At 60.5% G+C, this 19,256-nt stretch carries 19 protein-coding genes and 2 pseudogenes; 2 read left to right on the top strand and 19 right to left on the bottom strand.

Annotated features, from left to right (window positions below):
- Nucleotides 1-135 precede the first annotated feature (135 nt).
- The 15 genes and pseudogenes from phnP to H8S56_RS24995 form a co-directional block, all read right to left on the bottom strand.
- Nucleotides 136-885: a phosphonate metabolism protein PhnP gene (phnP, locus tag H8S56_RS17775; protein ID WP_187519349.1), complete on the bottom strand. Its 750-nt coding sequence runs from the start codon at nt 883-885 to the stop codon at nt 136-138.
- Nucleotides 876-1,442 carry a phosphonate metabolism protein/1,5-bisphosphokinase (PRPP-forming) PhnN gene (gene phnN, locus H8S56_RS17770; protein ID WP_024685997.1) on the bottom strand — a complete coding sequence of 189 codons (567 nt, stop codon included), beginning with the start codon at nt 1,440-1,442 and terminating at the stop codon, nt 876-878. The genes phnP and phnN overlap by 10 nt, the downstream gene beginning before the upstream one ends.
- Nucleotides 1,442-2,587, bottom strand: coding sequence for an alpha-D-ribose 1-methylphosphonate 5-triphosphate diphosphatase (locus H8S56_RS17765; protein WP_187519348.1), 1,146 nt, complete (start codon nt 2,585-2,587; stop codon nt 1,442-1,444). The genes phnN and H8S56_RS17765 overlap by 1 nt, the downstream gene beginning before the upstream one ends.
- Complete coding sequence (phnL, locus tag H8S56_RS17760; RefSeq protein ID WP_187519347.1) at nt 2,581-3,297, bottom strand: phosphonate C-P lyase system protein PhnL; 717 nt, start codon at nt 3,295-3,297, stop codon at nt 2,581-2,583. Before phnL ends, H8S56_RS17765 begins: the two co-directional genes overlap by 7 nt.
- A gap of 22 nt (nt 3,298-3,319) precedes the next feature.
- A complete protein-coding gene (gene phnK / locus H8S56_RS17755; protein ID WP_024694247.1) occupies nt 3,320-4,141 on the bottom strand; it encodes a phosphonate C-P lyase system protein PhnK in 822 nt (273 codons plus the stop codon).
- Nucleotides 4,138-5,010 carry an alpha-D-ribose 1-methylphosphonate 5-phosphate C-P-lyase PhnJ gene (locus H8S56_RS17750; protein WP_187519346.1) on the bottom strand — a complete coding sequence of 291 codons (873 nt, stop codon included), beginning with the start codon at nt 5,008-5,010 and terminating at the stop codon, nt 4,138-4,140. Before H8S56_RS17750 ends, phnK begins: the two co-directional genes overlap by 4 nt.
- Nucleotides 5,007-6,086 (bottom strand): carbon-phosphorus lyase complex subunit PhnI, encoded by a 1,080-nt coding sequence (locus H8S56_RS17745; protein ID WP_159372179.1) that lies wholly within the window; start codon nt 6,084-6,086, stop codon nt 5,007-5,009. Before H8S56_RS17745 ends, H8S56_RS17750 begins: the two co-directional genes overlap by 4 nt.
- The gene (gene phnH, locus H8S56_RS17740) at nt 6,086-6,682 is read right to left on the bottom strand and encodes a phosphonate C-P lyase system protein PhnH (protein WP_187519345.1); all 597 of its coding nucleotides are present in this window, start codon (nt 6,680-6,682) and stop codon (nt 6,086-6,088) included. The genes H8S56_RS17745 and phnH overlap by 1 nt, the downstream gene beginning before the upstream one ends.
- The gene (gene phnG / locus H8S56_RS17735) at nt 6,682-7,167 is read right to left on the bottom strand and encodes a phosphonate C-P lyase system protein PhnG (protein WP_032622635.1); all 486 of its coding nucleotides are present in this window, start codon (nt 7,165-7,167) and stop codon (nt 6,682-6,684) included. Before phnG ends, phnH begins: the two co-directional genes overlap by 1 nt.
- Nucleotides 7,168-7,181: 14 nt before the next feature.
- Nucleotides 7,182-7,886: a phosphonate metabolism transcriptional regulator PhnF gene (phnF, locus tag H8S56_RS17730; protein WP_187519344.1), complete on the bottom strand. Its 705-nt coding sequence runs from the start codon at nt 7,884-7,886 to the stop codon at nt 7,182-7,184.
- 37 nt (nt 7,887-7,923) lie between these two features.
- Nucleotides 7,924-8,712, bottom strand: a complete 789-nt coding sequence (phnE, locus tag H8S56_RS17725) for a phosphonate ABC transporter, permease protein PhnE (protein WP_187519343.1) — start codon at nt 8,710-8,712, stop codon at nt 7,924-7,926.
- A 61-nt stretch (nt 8,713-8,773) separates the two neighbouring features.
- Nucleotides 8,774-9,781 (bottom strand): phosphonate ABC transporter substrate-binding protein, encoded by a 1,008-nt coding sequence (gene phnD / locus H8S56_RS17720; protein ID WP_024686338.1) that lies wholly within the window; start codon nt 9,779-9,781, stop codon nt 8,774-8,776.
- A 66-nt stretch (nt 9,782-9,847) separates the two neighbouring features.
- Nucleotides 9,848-10,678, bottom strand: a complete 831-nt coding sequence (phnC, locus tag H8S56_RS17715) for a phosphonate ABC transporter ATP-binding protein (protein ID WP_024686337.1) — start codon at nt 10,676-10,678, stop codon at nt 9,848-9,850.
- Nucleotides 10,679-11,220: 542 nt separating this feature from the next.
- Nucleotides 11,221-11,985, bottom strand: a complete 765-nt coding sequence (locus H8S56_RS25000) for a methyl-accepting chemotaxis protein (protein WP_407072014.1) — start codon at nt 11,983-11,985, stop codon at nt 11,221-11,223.
- A 93-nt stretch (nt 11,986-12,078) separates the two neighbouring features.
- Nucleotides 12,079-13,110: pseudogene (locus tag H8S56_RS24995) on the bottom strand (HAMP domain-containing protein); the annotation flags it as partial.
- Between the two features lie 268 nt (nt 13,111-13,378).
- Between H8S56_RS24995 and H8S56_RS17705 the strand changes: the two are divergent.
- Nucleotides 13,379-14,206 (top strand): HDOD domain-containing protein, encoded by an 828-nt coding sequence (locus H8S56_RS17705; protein ID WP_187519342.1) that lies wholly within the window; start codon nt 13,379-13,381, stop codon nt 14,204-14,206.
- A gap of 162 nt (nt 14,207-14,368) precedes the next feature.
- Here the strand turns inward: H8S56_RS17705 and H8S56_RS17700 are convergent, their stop codons facing one another.
- Entirely contained in the window at nt 14,369-15,364 is a 996-nt protein-coding gene (locus tag H8S56_RS17700) for an alpha/beta fold hydrolase (RefSeq protein ID WP_024685118.1), read from the bottom strand.
- Nucleotides 15,365-15,604: 240 nt separating this feature from the next.
- On the opposite strand from H8S56_RS17700, the pseudogene H8S56_RS17695 reads away from it, so the two are divergent.
- Nucleotides 15,605-16,533, top strand: a pseudogene (locus H8S56_RS17695) (LysR substrate-binding domain-containing protein).
- On the opposite strand, the gene pstB reads toward H8S56_RS17695, so the two are convergent.
- From pstB to pstC, 3 genes are read right to left on the bottom strand one after another with little or no spacing between them, the layout of a single operon-like run.
- Nucleotides 16,534-17,313, bottom strand: a complete 780-nt coding sequence (gene pstB, locus H8S56_RS17690; protein ID WP_004883964.1) for a phosphate ABC transporter ATP-binding protein PstB — start codon at nt 17,311-17,313, stop codon at nt 16,534-16,536.
- Complete coding sequence (pstA, locus tag H8S56_RS17685) at nt 17,313-18,197, bottom strand: phosphate ABC transporter permease PstA (RefSeq protein ID WP_024685116.1); 885 nt, start codon at nt 18,195-18,197, stop codon at nt 17,313-17,315. The genes pstB and pstA overlap by 1 nt, the downstream gene beginning before the upstream one ends.
- Nucleotides 18,194-19,189: a phosphate ABC transporter permease subunit PstC gene (gene pstC / locus H8S56_RS17680; protein ID WP_024685115.1), complete on the bottom strand. Its 996-nt coding sequence runs from the start codon at nt 19,187-19,189 to the stop codon at nt 18,194-18,196. Before pstC ends, pstA begins: the two co-directional genes overlap by 4 nt.
- Between the last annotated feature and the right edge of the window lie 67 nt (nt 19,190-19,256).

Raw genomic sequence — 19,256 nt, 5'->3', positions numbered from 1 at the left:
TGGGGGTTGCGGGCTTTGCGGCTTTTCAAGCGAAAAATCAGTGCCTGTATTGACGCTATCGCCGGCAAGCCGCCTCCCACGGTCTGTTGTTTGCAGCAAGACTGCCAGGGTGTCAGGAAATCAATTACAAGCGAGTCAAACCACCATCCCGTCCCGAGCGATCACCACGTTGTCCGGCAATGGCCGAGGCTGCTCCGACAACCAGGCATCCAGAGTGTGGCCGACATGGGTCAGCACGGCTTTGGCCGGGTTCAGCTGGTCGATGATGTGCAGCGCCAGGGTCAGGTCGTTGTGGTTGCGCGGAGGCTGGGGTTGCGGCGGCATGGAGCAGTCGAGGATCAGGGCGTCCAGCGGCTGGCGTTGCAGGTATTTGTGAGTCGCTTCGGGCAGACCCACCGTGTCGGTAAGGTAGGCAATTCGTCGTCCGTCACCTTCAAGCAGATAACCCAATGTCGGCCGGGAATGCTGCAGCGGCAATGCGGTGACGTGCAAGACACCCAGCGCACGCGTTTCGAACGCTGTAAACGGCTGACTGAAATCCAGAATGCCCGGATGTTTGTACAGATCCGCCAACCCTTCCGGGTCCACCGGACCGTGCACCGGAATCACCAGACCCTGCCCCCAGCGCAAGTGCAATAGACCCTGGGCGTGATCGGCATGGTAGTGAGTCTGTAAAATGCCGCTGAGGCTGTGCGGCGGAAAACGTTCGGTGAGGTCCATCAGCCCGCTATCGATCAGCCAACGCTGATCATCGACCTCGATCAGCGCACTGCAAGGCAGGCGACGCAGCGTGCTGTCGCGCAGCGCCGCCAGACAGGCTAGGCACTGGCAACCATACACCGGCACTTGCCGTGCATCGCCCGTGCCCAACAGCGTCAGGCGCACGCCGGGTGTTTCTGAAGATGAAGAACCAACGCCGCAACCGTCTGCTCCAGCGCGCCGGAGTTGTCCAGCGCGTGCACGCCCGGATGACTGGCCAGCAGGTTTCCGGCGAACTGCTGGTTACGTTCCAGCCGCGCTTCGATTTCCGGCAGGCTTTCGCGGCCCCTGGCCAGCAGACGTTGGCGCAGCACGTCCAGATCGACAGTGAGTAAAACCGCCAGCAAGTTGGGATACCGGCGCTGCGCACGTTCCAGATGTGCCCGAGACCCATTGATCAGCACGTCATGACCTTCCAGCAGCCACTGATCGATGACAATAGGAATGCCGTAATGCAAACCGTTGGCCTGCCAGTTCAAGGCAAATGCGCCGTGCTCGCGCATGTGCTCGAACTGCTCGACGTCCACCGCCTGCGCCGCTTCACCCACGGCTTCGGCGGAACGGGTAATGACCCGCCGCACGACCCGGCAATTGCGCTCTGCCAAGGTGTCGCGTGCTGCGTCCATCAGGCTGTCCTTGCCTGAGCCGGACGGCCCGATGAGATAGATCAACCTGCCTGCCATCAGAATACCCTCTTGCCTTGTCGCCAGACTTTATCGATAACCGGCAGATTGCCATGGCTGCGTGCATGAATCAGGTCGGCGCGCAGGCCGACGCGAATTTCACCGCGATCCGTCAGCCCAGCCGCCAGTGCCGGTGTGCGGCTGACGCTGTTCATCGCCTGTGGCAACCCGAGGTCGTTATCCTGCTCGGCCAGCATGAACGCCGATTGCAGAAGACTCGCCGGATAGTAGTCGCTGGAGAGAATATCCAGTAGCCCTTCTTTAGCCAGCGACGCGGCCGCCACGTTACCGGAGTGCGAGCCGCCGCGCACGATGTTCGGTGCGCCCATCAACACACTCATGCCCAGACGCCGACAGCCACGCGCCGCTTCCAGCGTAGTGGGGAACTCGGCGATGTTCATGCCGTAACCCGCCGATTCCTCGACATGGGCCATGGTCGCGTCATCGTGACTGGCGATGGACAACCCGCGTGCCAGACACAGTTCGACAATGGCACGGCGATATCGGTCAGCGTATTCGGTGGAATTGGCCACTTGCTCGACGATAAAGCCGTCCATTTCTTCGCTGCTCAGGTGGTATTTGCCCATGTAGTACTCACGGTACTTGGATTCCAGTGCGAACTGGCGCTGACCCGGCGCATGGTCCATCACCGAGACCAGTTGCACCAGCGGCTGATCCACCAGGTCGCGAAACACGCTCAGGGTGTCCGGATGGCTCACTTCACAGCGTAAATGCAGCAAATGCTCGGCGCGGGTCAGACCGGCATCGGTGGCCGCCGCAATGGCGGCGAGCATCGAGGGCAACTGCTGCATGCGCTTGCCTTTGGGATTGACGTCGCCAATCGACAGCGCATCGAACACCGTAGTGATGCCGGCGGCGACGATTTGCGCGTCATGGCTGATCACCGCCGAGGTCGAAGGCCAGTCGACACCGGGGCGTGGCGACAGATGCTTTTCCAGATTATCGGTGTGCAGTTCAACAAGCCCCGGCAGCAGGTAATCGCCTTGCAGGTCCTGCGCCTGGCTCAACTGACTGCGGCCCGAGTCGATCTCGGCAATCACGCCGTCGCGTACTACCACGGTGCCGGAGAACACCGACTCGCCAGTGACCACGCGGGCGTTGGTGAAAATCTGTTCGTTCAGCATTGCAGCAACTCCTTGGCGGTGAGGTCCACCGGGGTCATGTCCAGTTGGCGGCTGGCAACCGATTCACGGGCATCACGGTCATGGAAGATGCCGATCAGCGCGGCACCTTCACGTTTGGCTTCGTCGATCAGCGCCAGCACTACCTGGCGGTTGGCGTCATCCAGCGAAGCGGTCGGCTCATCCAGCAACATCACCGGCCACGGCACCATGAAGGCGCGGGCGATGTTGATCCGTTGCTGTTCACCACCGGAAAACGTACTGGGTGCCAGCGGCCACAAACGCGGCGCGATGTTCAGACGGGTCAGCAGTAACTCGGCCCGCGCCCTCGCCTGCTCGCGCGGCCAGCAGCGTGCCAGGGCGGGTTCCATGACGACGTCAAGGCTCGACACTCGCGGGATGACGCGCAGAAACTGGCTCACATAGCCCAGCGTTCTGCGCCGCACTTCCAGCACCTGACGCGGCGCGGCGCCGACCAGTTCGGTCCATTCGCCGTCATGCTGCACGCGAATGCTGCCCGCGGCGGGCAGGTAATTGCCATACAACGTGCGCAGCAAGGTACTTTTACCGGTCCCGGACGCCCCGCCCAACACCAGACATTCCCCGCTACGAACCGAGAAATTCAGACCACGCAACACGTTGAGGACCACGCCGCTGTGTTGATGCAGCGTGAAGGTTTTCGAAAGGTCACGGACCTCGATCAAGGTAGTCATCAGGCTCATCTCTCTGTGCGGGTCATGGCTGCAATACCGAGGAAACCAGCAACTGTGAATACGGATGTTGCGGGTCATCAAGGATCTGGTCGGTGAGTCCCGCTTCCACCACGTGCGAACGGCGCATCACCATCAACCGGTCGGCCAGCAAGCGGGCCACAGCCAGGTCATGGGTGACGATCACCACCGCCAGATCCAGCTCGCGTACCAGGCCGCGCAGCAGGTCCAGCAGACGCGCCTGCACCGATACATCCAGCCCGCCTGTCGGCTCGTCCATGAACACCAGCCGAGGGCCGGAGACCAGATTGCGGGCGATCTGCAGGCGTTGCTGCATGCCGCCCGAAAAGGTACGCGGTAGATCATCGATACGCAGTGGATCGATTTCGACCTGACCGAGCCAGTCCAGCGCGGCGCTACGCAACTGCTGATAATTACGCACGCCCTGAGCCATCAACCGCTCGCCAATGTTCGCGCCCGCCGACACGCCCATACGCAAGCCATCGCGCGGGTTCTGCTCGACAAAGCCCCATTCGGTGCGCAGCAAGGTACGCCGTTGCGCCTCGCTGGCGCTGTACAGGTCGAACCAGTTGCCGTCCTGACTCCGGTAGTCGATGCTGCCACTCTCCGGTGCCAAGCGGCCACTAAGCACCGACAGCAACGTGGACTTGCCCGAGCCGGACTCGCCGACAATGCCCAGCACCTCACCGGGGTACAGGTCGAAGCTGACGTTCTGGCAACCCTTTTCCGGGCCGTACAGCCGGGTCACGCCGCGCACCTTAAGCAACGCTTCGTCCAACCGGGGTCGTGGCGTGTTACTCGGATTGACCGACAGGGCACTGATCATCGGGCGTTCTCCTGCTGGCTGGCCCGCTGGGCGCAATAATCGGTGTCAGAGCAGACAAAGCTCTGGGTGCCCACGTCGTCGAGAATCAGCTCGTCGAGGAAGGAATCGTGGCTGCCGCAGATCGCGCAGCACTGCTCCCAGCGCTGCACCTGGAACGGGTGATCCTCGAAATCCAGGCTCACGACGCGGGTGTAAGGCGGCACTGCATAAAGGCGCTTTTCGCGGCCCGCGCCGAACAGCATCAGCGCCGGGCTCATGTCCAGCTTGGGGTTGTCGAATTTGGGAATCGGCGACGGATCCATCACGTAGCGTTGGTCGACCATCACCGGATAGGCGTAACTGGTCGCGATGTGGCCGAAGGTGGCAATGTCTTCGTAGAGTTTGACGTGCATCACCCCGTAATCATCGAGCGCGTGCATGGTCCGGGTTTCGGTCTCGGACGGCTCGATGAAGCGCAGCGGCTCGGGAATCGGCACCTGATAGACCATAATCTGATCGGCATGCAGCGGGGTTTCCGGGATGCGGTGACGGGTCTGGATCACCGTGGCCTCAGGCGTCCGTTCGGTCGTCGCGATACCCGCCGTGCGGGCGAAAAACCGCCGGATCGAGACCGCATTGGTGGTGTCGTCTGCGCCCTGATCAATGACCTTGAGCACATCATCGGCACCCAGAATCGCAGCGGTCAGTTGCATGCCACCGGTGCCCCAGCCATAGGGCAGCGGCATCTCGCGGCCACCGAACGGCACTTGATAGCCGGGAATCGCGACGGCCTTCAGCAGCCCGCGACGGATCATGCGCTTGGTCTGTTCATCGAGGTAGGCGAAGTTGTACGCGGTGTCCCGCGCAACAGGCGGCTTGAGGGTGCTCATTGCTCGTTCTCCCCGGTCGCTGTGGGTTTGCGCAGTGTGCGGATCAGTTCCAGCTCGGACTGGAAATCCACGTAATGCGGCAGCTTCAAGTGCGAAACGAAACCGGCCGCCTCGACGTTGTCGCAGTGGGCCAGCACGAACTCTTCCTGCTGGGCCGGCGAGCGGATTTCCTCGTTGTACTCGTTGGCACGCAACGAGCGATCCACCAGCGCCATGCCCATCGCCTTGCGCTCGGCATTGCCGAAGGCCAGCCCATAGCCACGCGTGAACTGCGGCGGCTCAGTGGCAGAACCGACAAACTGGTTGATCATTTCGCACTCGGTGATCTCGATGTCACCGATGAGAATGGGAAAGCCAAGCTCCTCGGGCTCGACCCACACCTGCACCTCACCGACACGAATTTCGCCCGCGAACGGATGGTTACGGCCATAGCCGCGCTGGGTCGAATACCCCAGTGCCAACAGAAACCCCTCGTCGCCACGGGCCAGCGCCTGCAAGCGTTCGGCACGACTGGACGGGAACTCCAGCGGCTCCCGGGTGATGTCGGCGATGGGCTCGTCGTTATCGACTTCCGGTTTCATCAAGCCTTCTTTCGCCAGCAGACCGAGCACGCGTGGACAGGGTTGCAACGTAGCGTCAGGCGCCACGCTCGGGCCAGGATGCTCGCCCTCAGCCAGCAGCGTGAAATCCAGCAAACGGTGGGTGTAGTCGAAGGTCGGCCCGAGCAATTGCCCGCCCGGCACGTCCTTGAAGGTCGCGGACAAGCGACGATTGAGTTGCATGTCCGAGGTGTCGATGGGCAGGCTGGCGCAGAAACGCGTGAGGGTCGTGCGGTAGGCACGCAGCAGGAAAATCGCTTCGACCAGATCACCTGCCGACTGCTTGATCGCCAGCGCGGCCAGTTGCTCGTCGTACAGCGAGCCTTCGGTCATGACCCGGGCGACAGCCAGTGGCAGTTGCTGGCGGATCTGCTCGACGTCAAGTTCGGCAATGCCTGTGTCGCCACGACGTCTGCGAGCCAGCAGACGATGGGCGTTGTCGATGGCCTGTTCACCCCCTTTGACGGCAACGTACATCAGGCACACTCCTGCACGCGGGTGCTGCGCGGCAAGCCGAGCATCTGGCTGCCCGCCAGGAAAAACACATCCAGCCCGCGCGGAAAGTCGTTGCGCGACGACCGTTCGGTCCAGAACGCCTTGTCCAGCGGCAAGGCCACGCGGTTCTGCTGCTCGATGCCGGGACCGCTCCAGCTCAAGGGTTGCCCGCCATCAAGGGCTGGCAGCTGGATCAGCAACGTGCAGGACTGGTCAGGATAGCGATCGTTGCCCAGGTCGAAACCCGCCAGGTCCTGCGCCACCGAGGCATTGAGCAACGCGAAGCGAGCGTTTTGCCGCTCGCTCACAATCGGGCAGCCGCAGTGGAACGACAGGTTGGCGCGAATGGCGGGCGTATCGAACGCCGGAGCCAGCCAGACCGGGGTATCCAGGTCCAGCAACGCCAGACACAACGCATGGGTGGCACTGTCCAGCCCCGACAACGCGGGCGGCTGATGGGCGGCGTTCAACGTCTGGGCAATGCCGGGGCCTGCCAGCGCCTTGAGGGCCGCGCGAAAGCTGCGCTGAGCGTCGAGTACAGGATCAGTGAAAGCAGGTTGCAGAAGGACAGCGTTCATCAGTCTTCTCCTCGGACCAGCGTAAAGAATTCAACTTTGGTGGCGGCGGTTTCGGCGTCCTTGTCAGCCTTGCGCAGGGCTTGTAGGCGAGCCAAAGGCTCAATCAGCTCTGCCAGCCACCAGGCTTGTTGCGCACCTTGCAGGTGGGCATCGGCCAGTGCCGCAAGTTCGGCGTGACGCTTGTCGCGTCCGGCAAGGTAGCTGTAGCCGGTACGACCGTCGGCCAGACGCACCACGCAACGGGTCACACTCATTTCGCCCAGATTGAACGCAGCACCCGTGCCGCCCATGCGCCCACGCACCAGCGTCATGCCGATTTCCGGCGCGCGGATCATCTGATAATCGGTGTCGCGCAAGACCGGTTCGTGGCGATTCAAATGGGCAACGCTTTGCTCATCGACATGTGCGCGGGCGAGCACGCCCATCCAGCGCTGCCGTGCGGTTGTTTCAGGATCGAGTTCAGAGGATTGCTGAGAGGATTGCATGGATAACCTCGGCATCAGGTGGTCACTTGATAGTGAAAGCGGTCGCTGCGGCTGGTGGAACGGGACAGTTCCACCGGCTGGCCGGACCGGTCACAGGAGACCGTCAACACGGTCAACGTGGGCATATGGCGTGGCATCAGCAACTGCGACGCTTCTTCGCGCGACGGCAGGCGTGCGCCAATCAGACTCTGCTGGCGAGTCAGCGGCAGGTCGCGCTCGGCCAGGTACTGACGCAGCGAACCGCCTGCATAATCGGCCAGCAATTGACGGTAATCAGCGCTGAAGCGATGCAGAATCAGGCTCACGGGCTGGCCGTCAAGCTTGCGCAGGGTTTGCAATTCGATCATCGGCGCCTGTTCGGGCAGACCCAAGTGATGGGCATCTTCGCTATTGGCCTGGCAGTCGCGACGCAACAGCAGGATCGCCTCGACCCCGATACCCTGCGCAGACAATGACTTACTGTAGGCACTGTCGGCCTGCATCGGGTAAATGAGCGGGCGTTCCAGCACCTGAGTGCCTTTGCCCTGGCGGCGCAGTACGCTGCCTTCACGCACCAGTTCATCGACAGCGCGGCGAACGGTGTGGCGATTGACGCTGAAACGTTCAGCCAGTTGGAACTCGGCAGGCAGGTAGTCGCCGGACCTGTAAGTGCACAACTCGGCGCGCAGGGTGTCCGCCAGTTCGCGGTACAACGGCTCAGTTTGTCTAGACAACTGCATGGTTAAAAAAAGTGCCCATCGGGACACCCCTCTCCGGTCAGATAAATTGCTTGCGCAAGCGCTGCGACGCGATGTCGATCACGCTGACGACGACGATGATCACCAGCAGTACGGCGCTGGTCTGGACGAAAGCAAAGGCGCGAATGTTCTCCCAGAGAATCACACCGATCCCCCCTGCCCCGACCATGCCCACGACCGTTGCCGAGCGAACATTGGATTCGAAACGGTACAGCGCGTAGGAGATCCAGAGCGGCATGACCTGCGGGATGACGCCATATATGACCTCCTGCAGCGCACTGGCACCCGTGGCGCGCACGCCCTCTACCGGGCCGGGATCAATGGCTTCCGCGGCTTCGGCGAACAGCTTGGCAAGCACCCCCGTGGTGCTGATCCATAAGGCCAGTACCCCGGCAAATGGCCCAAGACCTACGGCGACCACAAACAGCATCGCGAAGACCATTTCATTGATGGAACGAAAGGCGTCCATGCAACGGCGCAGCGGCAGATGAATCCACCACGGCGTGATGTTTTCGGCACACAGAATGCCCAGCGGGATAGAGCAGACGATGGCCAGGACCGTGCCCCATAACGCGATCTGGATCGTGACCAGCATTTCCGTGAGATAACTGCGCCATTCGCGGAAATCCGGTGGGAAGAAGTCGGAGGCGAAGGTCGCCATGTTTCCCGAATCGCGTACCAGCGACATCGGATTCATTTCCGCGCCTTGCCAGGCCCAGGCCAGTGCGGCCAGAAACAGCCCCCAGCCCAAATACCGAGCCCAACTGCGCTTGCCGCCGGTCTGTGCGTATGCAACGTGAGTGGTCATAGCAATCGATGTCCTGATGGCGGCCGATGGGGCGCGGGGCAAAGGTCCGCGCCCCACTCATTCAGCCGGCGGTGCTGGTTGCCGTTTTCTGGTTCAGCTCGGTGATGCGCTGCTGCAGCTTGCTCAGGCCCGCGTCGATTTCCTTGAGGCGGGTTTCCTTTTCCTGGGCATTGAGCGTGGTGCTGGCCGCCACTTCGGTGCGCTGCTTGAACAGTTCGAGCTGGCGAATCGGCAGCAACTGGTCATCGCTGGACTTCAGGAACTTGCCCAGTTGCATGTTCTTGAGCACGGTTTTTTCTTCATCGGTATCGCCATAGCTGGCAAAAAACTCACGGATCTTCGCCTTGTTCTCGTCCGACAGAGCCTTGCTCCAGACCATAGGATCAGCCGGAATCAGCGGCGATTTCCAGATCACCTTGAGCTGCTCGACCTTGTCCGGCTGAGTCACCGCCAGTCGGTCCCAGCTCTCGGTGTTGAAGGTCGCCACGTCCAGCTGGCCCTTGGCAACACTGAGCGCGTTGACTTCGTGGCTGGAGTTGAGCGTGCGCTTGAACGCAGTGGAGGCATCGACATGGTTCTTGGCGAACACGTAGTAACCCGGCACCAGATAGCCCGAGGTGGAGTTCGGGTCGCCATTGCCGAAGGTCAGGGTCTTGGCGTTCTTTAGCATGTCTTCGACAGAGTTGATCGGGCTGTCCTTGCGCACGATCAGCAGGCTCCAGTAACCCGCCGCACCGTTGGACGCCGAGGTCTGGGCGAAGATTTCGCCGTTGGAGCGATCGACCGCTTCCATAGCCGCCTTGTTGCCCAGCCAGGCTACATCGACCTTGTTGAAGCGCATGCCCTGAATCAGACCCGCGTAATCGGAGGCAAAGGTTGCGTTGACCTTCAGGCCGGTCTTCTTACTCATGTCATCGAGAAACGGCTGCCAGATGGTTTTGAGGTTCTGCGATGACTCAGTGGACATGATGCCGAAATTGATGACCTTCTCTTCGGCCTGGGCAGTGCCCATTGCACAAGTGGCCAGCAAAGCGGCAGACGCAAGGACGCGACCGATACGGTTGAACATGAAAGCACTCCTGAAGTGAGGTTCGTGCAACAGCGGTTGATGTCAGGGAACTGACGATAAAAATGATCAGACTTTGGCCAATACCAGGCGCGGCGGCTCGACGGGACGGCTGTGCTCGACGAGCGTCAGGCTGTCATCCTGCTCGGCGCCGTAAAGGTCGTTGAGAAAGTGCCTGCTGAGCCCCTGCGCCTGCCCGTCGAAATGGATACGTCCGCCCTTCAGCGCCACGGCGCGTGGGCAGTAACGCATCGCGTAATCCACCTGATGCAGGGTGACGACGACGGTCTTGCCATCGCGGCGGTTGATGTCGGCGAGAATTTCCATGACCCGGCGGGCGGATTCAGGGTCGAGAGAGGCTATGGGTTCGTCGGCAAGAATCACTTCGGCGCGCTGGGTCAGGGCCCGGGCAATGGCCACGCGCTGCTGCTGGCCACCGGACAGCGTCGAGGCACGCTGCGCGGCGAGGTCCGCCAGCCCGACGCGTTCCAGCGACGCCATTGCGCGCTGCTTTTCCTCGGTATTGAACAGCGCCAGATTGCCGCGCCAGCGCGGCATGCGCCCCAGGCAGCCAAGCAGGACGTTATCGAGCACGCTGAGGCGATTGACCAGATTGAACTGCTGGAAGATGTAGCCGATGTCGGCACGCAGACGGCGCACATGGCGATTGAGACGACCCGAGGCTTGCACTTCGCGATCCAGCACCCGCACCTGGCCGCCGTTTTCGCGATCACAGCACGCCAGCCCCGCCAGGTGACGCAGCAAGGTGGACTTGCCGGAGCCTGATGCGCCAATCAGGGCAACCATCTCGCCGTGTTGTATAGACAACTCAAGGCCAACCAGAGCGCTTTTGCGAGAAAAGCTCTTGTTCAATCCTTCGACATGGATAGCTGGGTTCATGGTGTGTCTCTGTCTGCCCTACGACCCGGTACAGGTCGTATTCGGTTGTCAGCCAGACTGAACCGGTGGTGTTGCAGAGCCGTGAACCGGGCATGACGAACCCGTAACAGTTTTTCGCAGGTTGCGTTGCAGGTGCGTCAGTCGGGCAGCTGCGCTGCCATGTTTTTTTGACGCGGTAGTGAGAACACCGACGATTGCGACGCGGGTGGAGGCTGAGTTCTGGCGCTGATTCGGGGGGCAGCCGGCAGGGATGCCGGCTGAGCTGCACTGGGCCATGGATGGCCCATTTGCAGCGACCTCCGAATCAGTGTCAGGACGAAGGAACCCCGGCGTAGCCGGGGCCGGAACCGGAGCTTGGGGTTTGCCTGTTTTGCCCCGTCAAAGTAGGTCGCCGAGGGGCGAAAACGTGACTTAAGCCATGCGCCCGGTTAACTGAGTCCGCAATCTGTGCCATCTGTGACGCGGAGCGTCACGGGAGGCATGCCCACGCAGAGCGGTGGGCACGATCAGTGTCGACGCGATAAGCGCATGTCATACAGCGATCAGATACGGAAACTGCCCACCAGTTGCTGCAGGCGCGCGGCCTGCTCTTCCAGCGAATTGCAGGCTTCCAGGGTTTGACGCAGGTTGTCGACGCCCAGCTGGTTAAGGGTGTTGATGTGGGTGATGTCGACGTTGATCGATTCCACCACCGAGGTCTGCTCTTCTGTCGCGGCGGCAACCGACTGGTTCATGCCGTTGATTTCATCGATGCGGCGGGTGACGCTGCCCAGACGCTCGCCAGCGCGGTTAGCGATGCCCACGCTGTCTTCGCTCTGGCGTTGGCTTTCCGTCATGTTGGTCACCGCTTCACGGGCACCGACCTGCAGCTCTTCGATCATCTTCTGGACCTGTTGAGCCGAGTCCTGGGTCCGGTGTGCCAGGTTGCGCACTTCATCGGCGACCACCGCGAAACCGCGACCGGCTTCACCGGCACGTGCTGCTTCGATGGCCGCGTTGAGCGCCAGCAGGTTGGTCTGCTGGGAAATGCTGGTGATTACCTCAAGGATCTGCCCGATGTTGGCCGTCTTGTCGTTGAGGCTTTCGATGTTCACGCACGATTCGCTGATCTTGCCGGACAGTTCGTTCATGGCCTTGATGGTTTGCTGCACGACGGCCTGACCGTCGCCAGCCAGTTCGCTGGCATCACTGGACTGCTGCGACGTGCGCGCTGCGTTCTGGGCAATTTCCTGCGCAGCCGCCCCCAGTTCGTTGATCGCGGCAGCCACACTTTCGGTGCGATTGGCCTGCTGATCGGAGTTGCTCATCGAGGCATTGGACACCTTGACCACTCGTGTCGCGACAGCGCCCAGTTGAGCGGCGGTCGAGGCGACTTCACGAATGGACGTATGGATACGTTCGACAAAGTGGTTGAAGGACTGGGCCAGCGCGCCGAATTCATCCTGTGAAGTAATCGCCAGACGTTTGGTAAGGTCGCCCTCGCCGTCGGCAATGTCACGCATCGCACGCCCCATCTGGTGCAGCGGTTGCATCAGCACGCGGATCAACAGACCCAGCAGCAGAATGATTACCACCACCACGACCACCATTGCGGTGATGGCCGAGGCGCGGAACTCGCGGAGCATCGAATAGGCAGCGTCCTGCTCCAGCACCAGCGCCACGTACCAGTTGGCGGTCGAAACGCCCTGAACTGGGGTAAACGAGATGATTTCAGGCGTGTTCCCTGAATCGATTTCCGTCACACCGGTGGCAATCTTTGGCGTGTTGTTGGGGTACGCCTCGCTGATGTTCTTCAACACCAGCTTGCTGTCAGGGTGCACCAGAATCTTGCCTTCGGCGCTGACCAGAAATGCATACCCGTGCCCGCCGAAGTTCAGCGAGTTGATGATCTTGCTGACGCTGTCCAGCGCAATGTCAGCGCCCGCAACACCGGCCAACTGATTCTGGATCTTGACCGGGGTCGCTATCGTCATCACCAGCTTGCCGGATGACGCTGCAATGTAGGGTTCAGTGACGATGGTGCCTGACGCATTCTGCGCTGCCTTGTACCAGCCACGGGCGCGTGGGTCGTAGTCGGCCGGTCGAGTGGCGGAAGGGTTGGAGAGCATCACGCCTTCGGTGGTACCGAAATAGCCGAGCTGAAAGTTATCGCTGTAGACCGAGAGGCCGACCGCGCGCTGCAACTGCGGCAGCGCCTTGCCGTCGATCGCGATCTGCTGCGACATCGACTGCAGCAACTGAATACGGCTTTCCAGCCAGGTCTGGATATTTTGCGTGGTTAGCGTACCCAGTTGTTGCAGCTCGGACTGAACACTGGATTTCAGCGACTGACGTTGTCGATAGTCATTGACGACAATGAATACACTGAACGCCACAATCACGATGAGGGCGGCGGCCAACAGAATTTTCTTACTGAAACCCAGGCTTTTCATCATAGCGAGCACTTCCACGGCATAAACAATTAGGACGATACGGGGATCGTCAATAGGAACTCGAACGGTGCCGCTGTTTAAGGGGTTTCGAATAGAGAGCGGAATATTTCGAACGGAGCCCCAAGTGGTATATCGGCCGGGCATGAGGAGTCTTTTATTTTTATTTTTGCCCTGTGAGAAACGCTTCCCACAAACGACAGTAAAACGTGCAGTGCGCGAAAAACTGGCTATGGTCAACTCATCCCGTCGTCCAGAGGATGGTCCCGCCATGATGAGTATTGAAAAACTGTTTGATGATTTGCACAGCCTGCCGAGCATTCCCAAAGTGGCTCAGGACCTGATGCTTCAGTTCGACAACCCCTCCTCCAACCTGGAAAGTATCGCCCGCAACATCGAGAAGGACCCGGTGATCGCCGCCAAGGTCCTGCGCCTGGCCAACTCGGCCAGATTCAGGGGTTCTCGGGAATCATCGAGCATCGAGGATGCCGCTATGCGCCTGGGTTTCAATACCTTGCGCACACTGGTAATGGCGTCGGCAGTGACAGGCGCGTTCAAGGCCGGTCCCAGCTTCGACCTCAAGGCGTTCTGGCTGAAGAGCTTTCAGGTCGCGGGCATCTGCCGGATGCTCGCCAGGCAGACGGACGTAGACGTAGAGATCGCGTTCACCTGCGGCGTGATGCACAACATCGGCGAGTTGTTGATCCAGACCGGCGCGCCAGACGTCGCTGAGCGCCTGAACAGCGCGACGAAGGCTGGCACTGCGGGACGCGCGGCCAATGAAACCGTGCAACTGGGGTTCGGCTATCCGGAAGTGGGTGCCGAGCTGGCCCGCCGCTGGCACCTGCCGAACTCGATTCAGGAGGCTATTGCGTACCAGGCCAAGCCGATGCAGGCACCCGGCAATGCAGCCTTGCCGAGGATCGTCGCGCAGGCCATCGTGATTTCCGACGCACTGGAAGCCCACGAAGGTGCAACCCCACAAGCACAAAAGGCGTCCGACGGACCGATCATGGAAGGCATCGACCTGGACACCCTGTTCGCCGGCCTGCCTGCAGTGCTGGAGGCCGACAAGGCGTTTGCGCAGCTGTTGAGTTGAGTCAAAGACTCGGGATGTTCGATTGATACCTCCCGAATGAATGTCCCACCCTCTTAGCGAGCAAGCTCGCTCCCACTTGGGGTTGAATTTCAAGTGGGAGCGAGCTTGCTCGCGAAGACTGACTGGCAGCGGCGAAGTATTTCCGCGCCAGAGACAAGCCTATTAAAGCGCCTCAACCAGCGCCTTGTTGAAACCAGCGGGATCTTCCATCTGCGGGGCATGCCCCATGCCCTTGAATTCCACCAGCCTGGCGCCTGGAATCATCTCGGTGACTTGCTTACCCAGTACCTTGTAGTTGCCGATTTTCGCCTTCACGTCCGGCGGCGCGATGTCGCTGCCGATGGCAGTGGTGTCAGCGTCACCGATCATCAGCACAGTCGGCACCTGCAATTTCGGGAATTCGTAGAACACCGGCTGGGTGAAAATCATGTCGTAGATCAGCGCCGAGTTCCAGGCGACCGCTTTCTGGCCAGGCCCCTTGTTAAGGCCTGCGAGCATATCGACCCACTTGTCGTACTCAGGCTTCCAGCGCCCGTCGTAATAGGTTTTCTGTTCATAGGCGCGAATGCCTTCGGCGGTGGTCTTCAGTTCCCGCTCATACCACTGATCCACGGTGCGATACGGCACGCCGAGCGCTTTCCAGTCTTCCAGGCCAATCGGGTTGACCATCACCAGTTTCTCGGTCTGCTTCGGATACATCAGCGCATACCGCGTGGCCAGCATGCCGCCGGTTGAGTGGCCGACGACCGACACCTTGTTGATACCGAGCTTTTCCAGCAGCGCATGGGTATTCATCGACAGTTGCTGGAAGCTGTACTGGTAATAGCCAGGCTTGGTCGAGGTGCAGAAACCGATCTGGTCGGGGGCAATCACCCGATAACCGGCGGCGCTCAAGCCCTTGATCGTGTCTTCCCAAGTGGCGGCACAGAAGTTCTTGCCATGCATCAGCACGGCAGTGCGGCCATTGGCCTTGCCGGTGGGCGCGACGTCCATGTAGCCCATTTGCAGCGCTTGGCCCTGGGACTGGAAGTCGAACCTCTTGAGAGTGTGGGGGTAGGTGAAACCTTCCAGTTGCTGACCATAGCTGGGTGTCTCAGCCAGCGCCACGCAGGGCAGCGTCAGCGATATCAACAAACCGGCAATCGTTGCAGCCCGCATAGGGGCACCTCCTGTGGGTGTGGGACGGTGATGGCGAAACCCTTCTCGCAACAGGTTCCAGACCCGCAAGTAGACCTCAGATCCCACGACAGATTCGCTCTTTTCCTACCGACAGAAACGTAAGAAGACGTGTCTGGTTAGCAAGGTAAAACGCTGGACGCCCGCTACGGGGCTTCCCTAGACTGAGCCGACCTTTTGTAGGCGCCATCCGGGTGACATGTCTGATGCCAAGGAACCACCATGAATCGCAATGAACTGCGTAAGGCCGATATCAACCTGATGGTGGTCTTCGAGACCTTGATGCAGGAGCGCAATGTGACCCGCGCGGCGGAAAAGCTGTTCCTCGGCCAGCCGACGATCAGCGCGGCACTGAACCGCCTGCGCAGCCTGCTCAACGACCCACTGTTTATCCGCGTGGGCCATCGCATGGAACCGACTGCACGCGCCCACGAGATCCTCAAACATCTCACGCCCGCACTGGACGCCATGTCCACAGCGCTGAGCCTGACCACCGATTTCGATCCCTCGGTGAGCAAGATGACCTTTCGCATCGGGCTTTCAGACGACGTGGAGTTCGGCCTGTTGCCCGCCATGCTCAAGGCGATTCGCAAGGAAGCACCGGGCGTGGTGATCGTGGTCAAGCATGTCGATTACCTGAATATCTCCGAAGTGCTCATGTCCGGGGACATCACCGTGGGTGTCCCCGGACACGTGAGTTGCCCGCCAACGCCAAACGCAAGCTGCTGCGCAATGTTCAACCGCGCCTGGTCAGGGCCGACAAGCCTTCAGGACCGATGTCGATGGACGAATATTGCTCGCGGCCGCACGTGGTGGTGTCGCACGTGGCCAGCGTGAGCAGTTTCGCAGATGAGTGGCTGACCGCGCTGGGCCGCAAGCGGCATGTGGTGTTATCAGTGCCGCAGTTCACCACGCTGCCTGCGCTGATGGCGGGCACCGATCTGATCTCTGGGCTGTCTGATTATGCGGCGAGTGCCATGAGTGCGCTGGGGTTGGTGTACGACGAACCGCTGCCCTTCCCCACTCCGGGGCTGGACCTGTCAATGACGTGGCTGAGCGTGATGGACAACGACCCTGCCGAACGCTGGTTGCGCAGCAGGATCGAGGAGTTCATGGGCGAGCGCCGGGAGGCGCCCGCCCTGGCCGGCTGATCAGCCGAAACGACCGGTGATGTAGTCTTCGGTCTGGGTCTTGGAAGGCTTGGTGAAGATGGTGTCGGTGTCGCCGTGCTCGATCAGTTCACCCATGAACATGAACGCGGTGTAGTCCGAGCAGCGTGCAGCCTGCTGCATGTTGTGGGTCACGATGATCACCGTGAACTGCTCTTTGAGCTCGGTGATCAGTTGCTCGATACGACCGGTAGAAATCGGATCAAGGGCGGAAGTCGGCTCATCCAGCAGCAGTACCTGAGGACGCAGCGCGATAGTGCGCGCGATGCACAGACGCTGCTGCTGACCACCGGACAGGCCGGTCGCGCTCTGCTTGAGCTTGTCCTTCACCTCATCCCACAGGGCTGCGCCACGCAGTGCCTGCTCAACGCGATCTTCCATTTCACGACGCGACAGTTTTTCGTGGTGCTTGATGGCGTAGGCGATGTTGTCGTAGATCGACATCGGAAACGGCACCGGCTTCTGGAACACCATGCCCACGTGGCTGCGCAGGCGGTTCATCGAATAGCCCGGCGCCAGGATGTTTTCGCCATTGAGCAGCACTTCGCCGCGCGCTTCCTGTTTCGGGTACATCGCATAAATACGGTTGAACACACGCAGCAGGGTCGACTTACCGCAACCCGACGGGCCGATGATCGCAGTGATGCGCTTCTCGGGGATGGTCATGTCGATGGACTTCAGCGACTTCTGGTTGTTGTAGAAAAACTCCAGACCGCGCACTTGAATCTTGGTCTTTTCGTTGGCCAGGGAAAGGTTGTTCATCAGGACGCCCTATTGCGCAGAAGAATTAAGCGAGAAAGCAGACTCAGTATCAGTACGAACAGCGTCATGACCAGCGCACCAGCCCAAGCCAGGGAGTGCCAATCTTCGAACGGGCTCATTGCGTACTGGAACACCACCACCGGAACACTGGCGATTGGCTTGAGCAGATCACTGCTCCAGAACTGGTTGCCGAATGCGGTGAACAGCAAAGGTGCGGTTTCGCCGGTGATACGTGCCAGTGCCAACAGCACACCCGTCACGACACCCGCCTTGGCGGCACGCAGCACGATCTGCAGCGTCAGTTTCCACTGTGGAACACCCAGCGCCAGCGCAGCTTCACGCATGGTCGAAGGTTGCAGTTGCATCATTTCGTCGGTGGTACGCACCACAACCGGGATCACCAGCAGCGCCAGCGCCAACGCACCGGCCAGGGCGGAAAAGCCCACCTGGTGACCGGTCACCGCGTTTAGCGGCAATACCACGACTGTGTAGACGAACAGGCCCAACACAATCGAAGGTGCGGACAACAGAATGTCGTTGATGAAACGCACCGCGTTACCCAGTTTGGTGTAACGCGCAAACTCGGCCAGCCAGATACCGGCCATCAGGCCGATGGGCGTGCCAATCAACAGACCGATACCGGACATCAGCACGCTGCCGTAGAACGCGTTGGCCAGACCGCCTTCGGTGCCTGGCGGCGGCGTCATGCCGGTAAACAACTGCAGATTGAGGGCATCGATACCTTTGATGATGGTGGTCAGCAGAATCCAGACCAGCCACAACAGACCGAATGCCGTGGCGCCACAGCTGAGCACCATTGCGATCTTGTTCTTGATATTGCGAACACGGTAAATGTGCTCGCTGCCTGCCATGTCCTTACTCATAACCCCTCCTTACGCGACAGACGCGACAGCATCAAGCGTGCAAGGGCCAGCACGATGAAGGTGACGACAAACAACAGGAAGCCCAAGGCGATCAGTGCGGAACGGTGCAAGTCGGTGTAAGCCTCGTTGAACTCGTTGGCGATGACCGAGGCAATGGAACTGCTAGGCATCATCAGCGACGCCGAGAACTGGTGAGCGTTACCCAGTACAAAGGTCACCGCCATGGTTTCACCCAGCGCACGCCCCAACCCGAGGAACACACCGCCGACCACTGCCGAACGGGTGTAAGGCAGCACGATGTCCCAGACCACTTCCCAGGTCGTGCCACCCAGTGCATAAGCCGACTCTTTGAGTGCGGTAGGCACGGTGCGGAAAACTTCCTGCATCACCGAGGTGATGAACGGGGTGATCATGATGGCCAGCACGATACCGGCGGTCAGCATGCCGATACCCAATGGCGGGCCCTGGAACATCGGGCCAACGAGCGGCAGAGCGCCCAGGTTTTCAGTGATCCAGGGCGACAGGTGTTCGGCCATGAATGGACCGAATACGAACAGTCCCCACATGCCGTAGATGATTGACGGAATGCCTGCCAACAGCTCGATGGCCGAGGCAATGGGCATCCGCAGCCACGGCGGCGCTACTTCTGTCAGGAAAATCGCAATGCCGAAACTCACCGGAACGGCGATCAGCAAAGCCAGAAAAGAGGTCACCAGCGTGCCGTAGATCGGAACCAGTGCGCCGAACTTGCCGGCGTTCACGTCCCATTCGGTACTGGTCAAAAAGCCAAACCCGAATGTCTGGAATGCCAGGCTGCCGCCCCAGAGGGTCGACAAGGCAATACAACCCAGCAAAGCAAGCACCAGCATGGCCGCAGCCTGCAATGAACGCTTGAACCACAGGTCATGGCGGTGATCCCGCTTGGCGCGTTTCTCGCCTTCGGTCTCGACCGTTTTGACGGCAGCGGACAGGTATTGGGTGTTTTCAGTCATGTTGAGTCCACTCGCAAGGAAAAGCCCCTGTCACCAGACCGATATCGCGGTCGATGACAGGGGTCAT

This window comes from Pseudomonas triticifolii, assembly GCF_014358015.1.
Lineage (GTDB): Bacteria > Pseudomonadota > Gammaproteobacteria > Pseudomonadales > Pseudomonadaceae > Aquipseudomonas > Aquipseudomonas triticifolii.
The sequence above is the reverse complement of the archived record's forward strand: the minus strand, read 5'-3'. Positions and strand labels throughout refer to the sequence as shown.

Bases quoted from the DNA above. Each gene is read 5' to 3' on its own strand.
- phnN (WP_024685997.1), bottom strand. From the start codon at position 1,442: ATGGCAGGCAGGTTGATCTATCTCATCGGGCCGTCCGGCTCAGGCAAG.
- H8S56_RS17765 (WP_187519348.1), bottom strand. From the start codon at position 2,587: ATGCTGAACGAACAGATTTTCACCAACGCCCGCGTGGTCACTGGCGAG.
- phnL (WP_187519347.1), bottom strand. From the start codon at position 3,297: ATGACTACCTTGATCGAGGTCCGTGACCTTTCGAAAACCTTCACGCTG.
- phnK (WP_024694247.1), bottom strand. From the start codon at position 4,141: ATGATCAGTGCCCTGTCGGTCAATCCGAGTAACACGCCACGACCCCGG.
- H8S56_RS17750 (WP_187519346.1), bottom strand. From the start codon at position 5,010: ATGAGCACCCTCAAGCCGCCTGTTGCGCGGGACACCGCGTACAACTTC.
- H8S56_RS17745 (WP_159372179.1), bottom strand. From the start codon at position 6,086: ATGTACGTTGCCGTCAAAGGGGGTGAACAGGCCATCGACAACGCCCAT.
- phnH (WP_187519345.1), bottom strand. From the start codon at position 6,682: ATGAACGCTGTCCTTCTGCAACCTGCTTTCACTGATCCTGTACTCGAC.
- phnG (WP_032622635.1), bottom strand. From the start codon at position 7,167: ATGCAATCCTCTCAGCAATCCTCTGAACTCGATCCTGAAACAACCGCA.
- phnF (WP_187519344.1), bottom strand. From the start codon at position 7,886: ATGCAGTTGTCTAGACAAACTGAGCCGTTGTACCGCGAACTGGCGGAC.
- phnE (WP_187519343.1), bottom strand. From the start codon at position 8,712: ATGACCACTCACGTTGCATACGCACAGACCGGCGGCAAGCGCAGTTGG.
- phnD (WP_024686338.1), bottom strand. From the start codon at position 9,781: ATGTTCAACCGTATCGGTCGCGTCCTTGCGTCTGCCGCTTTGCTGGCC.
- phnC (WP_024686337.1), bottom strand. From the start codon at position 10,678: ATGAACCCAGCTATCCATGTCGAAGGATTGAACAAGAGCTTTTCTCGC.
- H8S56_RS25000 (WP_407072014.1), bottom strand. From the start codon at position 11,985: ATGAGCAACTCCGATCAGCAGGCCAATCGCACCGAAAGTGTGGCTGCC.
- H8S56_RS17705 (WP_187519342.1), top strand. From the start codon at position 13,379: ATGATGAGTATTGAAAAACTGTTTGATGATTTGCACAGCCTGCCGAGC.
- H8S56_RS17700 (WP_024685118.1), bottom strand. From the start codon at position 15,364: ATGCGGGCTGCAACGATTGCCGGTTTGTTGATATCGCTGACGCTGCCC.
- pstB (WP_004883964.1), bottom strand. From the start codon at position 17,313: ATGAACAACCTTTCCCTGGCCAACGAAAAGACCAAGATTCAAGTGCGC.
- pstA (WP_024685116.1), bottom strand. From the start codon at position 18,197: ATGAGTAAGGACATGGCAGGCAGCGAGCACATTTACCGTGTTCGCAAT.
- pstC (WP_024685115.1), bottom strand. From the start codon at position 19,189: ATGACTGAAAACACCCAATACCTGTCCGCTGCCGTCAAAACGGTCGAG.